We start from the raw sequence: 6,280 nt of genomic DNA on the forward strand, positions 1-6,280 counted from the left end.
TTCATTTGAGATGTAAAACCCGATTCCCGATTCCCGATTCCCGATTCCCGATTCCCGATTCCCTACTCAATTATCTTCCAAGGTTATTACAACTTTACCTCTAGCGTGTCCTTGTTCAAGATATCTGATCGCTTCAGGCACTTCACTTAAGCTGTATCTTCTATCGATAACAACTGTTATTTTGCCGGTTTCAAGAAGCTCTTTGATAAACACCAAATCCTTATGGTTTGGTTCCATAAACAGGGACACGATTTTCTTCCTTCCGGTCATGGAAATCCATGGTCCTAGGAACATAAGTTGGAAAAGTTGAGCTGTGGAACCTCCGACAAAGACATAAATTCCGTTGGGAGTTAATATACCCTTGTAATCCAAAATGGAACGATAGGCGGCAGCATCAAGAATCAGGTCATAATGCTGGCCATTTTTGGTGAAATCTTCTTTAGTGTAATCAATCACATGGTCTGCACCAATGGAGCGCACCATGTCTAAATTCCTGGTGCTGCACACCCCAGTCACTTCGGCTCCGAAGGATTGGGCAATTTGGACGGCAAAGGTACCCACACCACCAGAGGCACCATTAATTAAAACCTTTTGCCCTGGCTGAATCTGTCCTTGGTCCCGAAGACCTTGCAGGGCGGTGAGTGCGGCTGCGGGTACTGCTGCCACTTCCTCGAAGGTCATATTAGCGGGTTTCAAGACTAATGCACTTTCCTTAGCACATACATACTCGGCAAAACCGCCGAAACCACCCTCGGATATGTCCCCGAATACTTGATCACCTGGCTTAAACTGCTCTACGTTTTTGCCAACGGCTTCAACCCGCCCTGCTATGTCTGCTCCCAATATCTGGTTTTTTGGTTTTAGAAGCCCAAAGCCCATTACGCGGATCAAGAAGGGTTTTCCTCTTAGTAAATGCCAGTCACCTGCATTGGCGGATGCGCTATGAATTTTTACTAATACTTCATCCTCCTTAGGGATGGGTTTTTCTATCTCTTTGAGCTTCAGAACATCGGGTGATCCGTATTGTGTGTAGAGAATCGCTTTCATAAGTATTCCGGCTAATCTTATTATTATTTATAGCGGTTCTCAATTGGATATGGTACAAAGTTCTGGGTTTTAGGGAGCAGGGAGCAGGGAGTAGCGATCACAGAGCAGGTAAGACAGAAGTTGGATTGCTACTGTATCGCGTATAATAACATTGACCTCAAACCTTATATAATATTTTGAAGGCTCATATCGTCCCCTCAGGGGGGTCTCATATCAACATTAGCTATGTCAAGTACCCTCTTGAATTATTATGAGACAAATACGACACTTTAGGAAGTGTCACATAGGAAATTGTCCTGGTTTTTAAGAAGTTATAGGGTAATTAGAGATAAAATTCCGTGCAAAAAGACTTTGGTAAATCCTTAATACGGCGGTAGTGCTTATGGATTTAGTTGAAATCATCGTTTTTATTAATCGTTTTTATTAATCAGTTAAGTAAGACACTTTTATATGAAAATCAGCCATCGCTATCAGTATTTATTGTGTTTGATGATTCCATTCGCCATTGTTGGTCTTTTTTTCTTGCCGACGCTGTCAAAAATGGTAAAGGGAAAAAACTTTTGCGAGGTTCGGAGGGACAAAGCCTTTGGCATCAGTGTACAGCCTAATGAGTCTATATATGGCAAAATATTTAGATATCGGAACTGTTCACCGCACAGGCTAATCTTAAGGTTGCCTGCAAATGCCATAAGACAAAGCGAAGGAGAAAACAGCTTTAAAAATCAGCAACATACTCCCAAAATTTCAACAATACTTACTTTTTCTCGTCAACCTAAAACTTTTTACATAAGGCGTATAGATCAGCTTAAAGATGGTCTATATTTTAGTGATGAAGATAGTTGTTTTGCTGCTAAATGGTCTAGTGATCAAGAACAAGTAATTCTTAATGTAAGCATAGAAAGAAATTTGCTAATTAATGATCCAGATATTAAAGGTATTATTTTTATAGTGTCTCTTCCAGCTGAGATGATAGAAACTAAACCGAAGATTGTAATTTATAGGTATACCTGGGATAGAGCGGGAGATAAAGATAGTTTTAAACTTAGAGAATATCCAAATTTTGCGGTAGCTTTGAAAGAAAATGATCAACCTAAAAATAATGAAATTTATGATTTTACTAGCGGTGAAAAAGTCAGCAAAAATCTTTCAAATGAACTATTTAATTTGGTAGATAAAGGGGGTGTATATATGATAGAAGAATATAGGGATAATTTTTCCGAATTTAAAGGTGAAATAGTTAAGTATGACCGCAATCAAAGTCATGATAATTGTGCTGTGCCAAAAGATTGGAATTCATAAAAAAACACTTTAAAATTTATAAAAATTTGATTATTTGTTTGAGGCATCATCATGAATGATAGTAGCCCAGAAACCCAGGAAATTTTTGATCAAAAAATAGTAAACAAGCCGGAATATCGCGAACAACTTGAAGATAGATATCGCAATCAAGAACAAACAAACTTTTTTTGGATTTGTTTATTAGCAGGAATTTTACTAATTTCTAGTATAGCTCAGTTTGCCATACTAGACTATGCTTTAGAAATTATATTTGACCTAGACAGCTATGAACAAATATTTAATATTCCTATTAAAACTCTAATTAGCTTGCTGGTTACAGCATTTTTGCCTATTGCTTCAATAATAGATGCGTCTAAGATCCTACCAGAAAGATTAAAATTTTCTTTCGGTATTATAGTAATACATTGGATATGGGTTTTATTTTTAGCAGATATCTATCTGACATTCACAGCTCTTGTCAATTTTAGTCAAGCAGTTGATAAAAATAGCTTTATACCCGTTACAGCTTTTGTAATAGCAGTAGTATTGTCTAGTTCTTCTTTATTTATAACTAGAGCAATAGTTAGAGCTTTCTATAAATGGGAAAAAGCGAGAAGTGATCTAAAAACGGTCAATATTTATGGTATTGATCCTCAACCTTTGTATAAAGATGTAGAGCAAATCAAGTTAAGTGAAGAAAAGGAAGCGGCAAAGCAAGAAGCTAAAGAAGCTAGACAAAAACTTAATAAAGAAAAAGCTAAATACGAGGATAAACTAAAATTTAAAAAAGCAGAACATACTCAAAAAGTGCAAAAGCTTGAGGGTAGACTCGAATCTTATAAAGAATACTCAGATTCTGTGAGTGAGTTAAAGAAAAAATTTAATCGAGTTAAAAAACCGATTGTAGATTTTGCTAATCAAAGTAAAAGTTTTTTAAGCAGTTTTGAAAAACTATCTACTCTAGATGAGTCGGTTAAAGAACTTAGCTTTCCTTCACCTCCTAAAGTAGATATCAGTTCAGATACCCAGGATAACGTCATCGAAAAACCTACATATTATTGGGTTTGGGAAAACTCTGACAAATCAGAACTACCATCAACATTATCTCCTGTCGGGCATGTTATTTTACAAGCCATACAAGAACAAAAGTTGCGACGACCTCGTGTGAGGGAATACTCACCAAGAGAGGGTTTATCAAAATGCTTAGTGCTAGATTTTGATGATTATGGTGTTGTTGTTTATTGCCGAGATGAAGAATTAAAAGAAGAAGGGTCACAATGGACTACTGAAGATAATCTTAATTTTAAGTCCAAGCTAAATGATCAGCAAAGCAGCATGGGGATACATACTTTGGTATTCAGTTCCCAGGAAATAATGAGTCATGCGTCAAAAGTATCAGAACAGATAAAATATGCTATTGATAGCAGAATTTATAATGAGTTTTAATAGCTATGAAAATCAGTTTATATATTAAAATTAGTGGTAGTGGAAAAAAAGTTGTTGAACCAGAAACATTTAATAAGTCATACTTGTATGAAGGCCATCTTTGCAGTGTAATAGTTTATGGCCACATAACCCAACCAAAAATACAGGTAGTACCTCCTGGAGAATCATCATTACCTTTGGATTCAAAATACTTGTTTTTCATCAGTATTTATTGGTCAAGGATAAATGGATTCAAATTCACTCAGTACACCGATCCAGAAATCACTACTTCTCTTATCTCTACTACAGGCAAACAAATTACTACTTCTCTTATCCCTACTACAGGCAAACTAAAAGGTGGAGATAGAATACAGATCAATAAAAATTTGGCAACTATAACATTTAAAGCCGAGGTAAATCAAGAAGATTTAGGTAATATAGACTCAAAAGTATTTATTGAAAAGTGTAGTCAATTTGGAATCAGAGTAGTAGATACTAAGTTTTTAAATTTAAATGTACCCTATGGACTTGCCTGTACTGATTCTCAATTAGTTAATGTTGAATTTTACGAGGCTCGGATTGAAGGGGCAAACTTTTGTAACTCTGATCTAAGTAATGTTAAATTTGTAAACTCTGTTATCAATAATTCAAGGTTTAATAATGCCACATTTTTTCAAATTGAATTTGATAATGTTAAGCTAATTAATTCAGTTTTTGATAATTGTCGTGTTAAGTATTATAGTAAAATTAGAATAGAAAATGATGGATATCTATTGTTCAAAAATGCTTGTGATTTAACTGGTTCTAGTTTTGTAAATGCCTCGTTTAGTAGTAAATTTGAAAATGCAAACTTATCAAGAGCTAACTTCTCAGATGCCACATTAGTAGCTTGTAAGTTTTATGACTGCACATTGATAAGTACAATATTTACTAGAGCTAAGTTTAACTCATTTAAACCCAAAAAAGAAACCATGGATTCAGAGTTGATAAATTGCTGTATTAGTAATGAAAAAATATTAAATGGTGATAATGAAAAACAAAAACCAACAATTAACGATTGCAAATTTGACAATGCCTCGATGCCACGTGTTGATTTAAGCAATAACATTATTAAGGACACTAATTTTGAAGCTACTGACTTATATAGAGCAAATCTCTACAATTGTCAGTTCATTAACACTAGTTTTAAAAGGGCAACGTCTGAAGCAGCTTCTCTAAGAGAAGTTTCCCTTTCCAATAGTATTTTTGCCCAAAAATGTAATCTTACCGAAGTAATTTTTGATCAAGCAAAAATGATAGGTGTTACGTTCAATGATTGTCAGTTAATTAGAGCTAGTTTTTACTCTGGTAATTTGAGGGGGAGTGAATTTATAAGCAGCGACTTAACAGGCGCAGACTTTAGATATGCTGATTTAACTCTACTAACTCTAGATAAGTGTCATCTTAATAGTGCTAACTTTTTCCAGACTAAACGGGGTGGAATCAATCTGAAAACTACAAAGGAGGATAAAAATGGAGATAATAGCGAGAGTAATAAGGAAGTACTTTGGGATAGCAGTTGCACCTTTGATTGCATTGAATGGAGTGCAAATATTGATGGAGAAATACAGATTGATAGACAATCTTTTTTAAACATAATTTCTGGCCATATTTCTCCAGTTGCTGTCATATCTAATCTTTCTCAGGAAAATGCTCAATTTATATTAAATACCTATGCAACGGCAGAATCTAGTGCTAAGAGTGTGGAAAATGATTCCTCTATGAATATTTCAGGTGAAGTGAATGACAGTTCAATTGTTACAGGTAATATCGAAGATAATTCAAGGGAAGAATCTGAACAAGATGAAGATAACAATCAAGAGATTGATCAATCCTCTACTGAGGATTTATCGCCTGATGAGTCGTCAGATGAAAATAATACCTAAGTTTAGTATTCAACCCCCATAAGCCTGACGTCTTAGCCGATATGGGAGCGGTCGTTGAATGCGGGAGAGGAATTATCACTCACTTCCTAGAACTACTGGCTAGTCTACTGTAGACTACAATAGTAACAGTTACTGGACTAGATAGCTGAAAAAACAGCGAGCAGTAACAATACTCAATTTAAAGCGAGTGGGGCTGGAGGTGTTCCTCACTAGAAAACTTTCCCTGAGGGAATATAAATACTTTGTTCGCTTAGGGTCTGAGAAGGAGAAGGAAGTTCTAGTAGCCAAAAGAGGTGCTAGAATCCTAGACTTACCGGATCGGGAAGTCTAGGAGAGTCACTGTCTATTAAGTTTTGATTACAGGAGTTAAAAACATGACTAATAAAAATTATACGTCAATGAGTGTTAGTGGTAAGGTTACAAGAGGTGAAATTGAGAGTGGAAAAATAACCAGTTATACTGGATCAGTTTCTACAGAAAATAAGACATCTATAACTGTACCTTCAAAAGCTAATCTAGAAGATGTTAAGGTAAAAAGTGGAGAAATTGAGATTAGACCAGATGAATTGGCTGATATTAAAGCTGAGATTAAGCAATTACTAAAC

The 6,280-nt window shown here is 35.4% G+C and carries 5 protein-coding genes; 4 read left to right on the plus strand and 1 reads right to left on the minus strand.

Features of this window, described 5'->3' with window-relative positions:
* Positions 1 to 66 precede the first annotated feature (66 nt).
* Positions 67 to 1,047: an NAD(P)-dependent alcohol dehydrogenase gene (locus tag F6K38_RS16520; RefSeq protein WP_287356963.1), complete on the minus strand. Its 981-nt coding sequence runs from the start codon at positions 1,045 to 1,047 to the stop codon at positions 67 to 69.
* Between the two features lie 450 nt (positions 1,048 to 1,497).
* Between F6K38_RS16520 and F6K38_RS16525 the strand changes: the two genes are divergently transcribed.
* The 4 genes from F6K38_RS16525 to F6K38_RS16540 all read left to right on the plus strand — a co-directional run.
* A complete protein-coding gene (locus F6K38_RS16525; protein WP_287356964.1) occupies positions 1,498 to 2,346 on the plus strand; it encodes a hypothetical protein in 849 nt (282 codons plus the stop codon).
* 51 nt (positions 2,347 to 2,397) lie between these two features.
* The gene (locus F6K38_RS16530; RefSeq protein ID WP_287356966.1) at positions 2,398 to 3,771 is read left to right on the plus strand and encodes a hypothetical protein; all 1,374 of its coding nucleotides are present in this window, start codon (positions 2,398 to 2,400) and stop codon (positions 3,769 to 3,771) included.
* 5 nt (positions 3,772 to 3,776) lie between these two features.
* The gene (locus tag F6K38_RS16535) at positions 3,777 to 5,675 is read left to right on the plus strand and encodes a pentapeptide repeat-containing protein (protein WP_287356968.1); all 1,899 of its coding nucleotides are present in this window, start codon (positions 3,777 to 3,779) and stop codon (positions 5,673 to 5,675) included.
* A 374-nt stretch (positions 5,676 to 6,049) separates the two neighbouring features.
* Positions 6,050 to 6,280 (plus strand): hypothetical protein (locus F6K38_RS16540; RefSeq protein WP_287356971.1); only part of this gene is annotated, 231 nt, incomplete at its 3' end.

Source organism: Moorena sp. SIO3B2 (genome assembly GCF_010692525.1).
In the GTDB taxonomy this organism is placed as follows: domain Bacteria; phylum Cyanobacteriota; class Cyanobacteriia; order Cyanobacteriales; family Coleofasciculaceae; genus Moorena; species Moorena producens.

Coding starts and splice junctions, on each gene's coding strand:
- F6K38_RS16520 (WP_287356963.1), bottom strand. CDS start 1,047: ATGAAAGCGATTCTCTACACACAATACGGATCACCCGATGTTCTGAAG.
- F6K38_RS16525 (WP_287356964.1), top strand. CDS start 1,498: ATGAAAATCAGCCATCGCTATCAGTATTTATTGTGTTTGATGATTCCA.
- F6K38_RS16530 (WP_287356966.1), top strand. CDS start 2,398: ATGAATGATAGTAGCCCAGAAACCCAGGAAATTTTTGATCAAAAAATA.
- F6K38_RS16535 (WP_287356968.1), top strand. CDS start 3,777: ATGAAAATCAGTTTATATATTAAAATTAGTGGTAGTGGAAAAAAAGTT.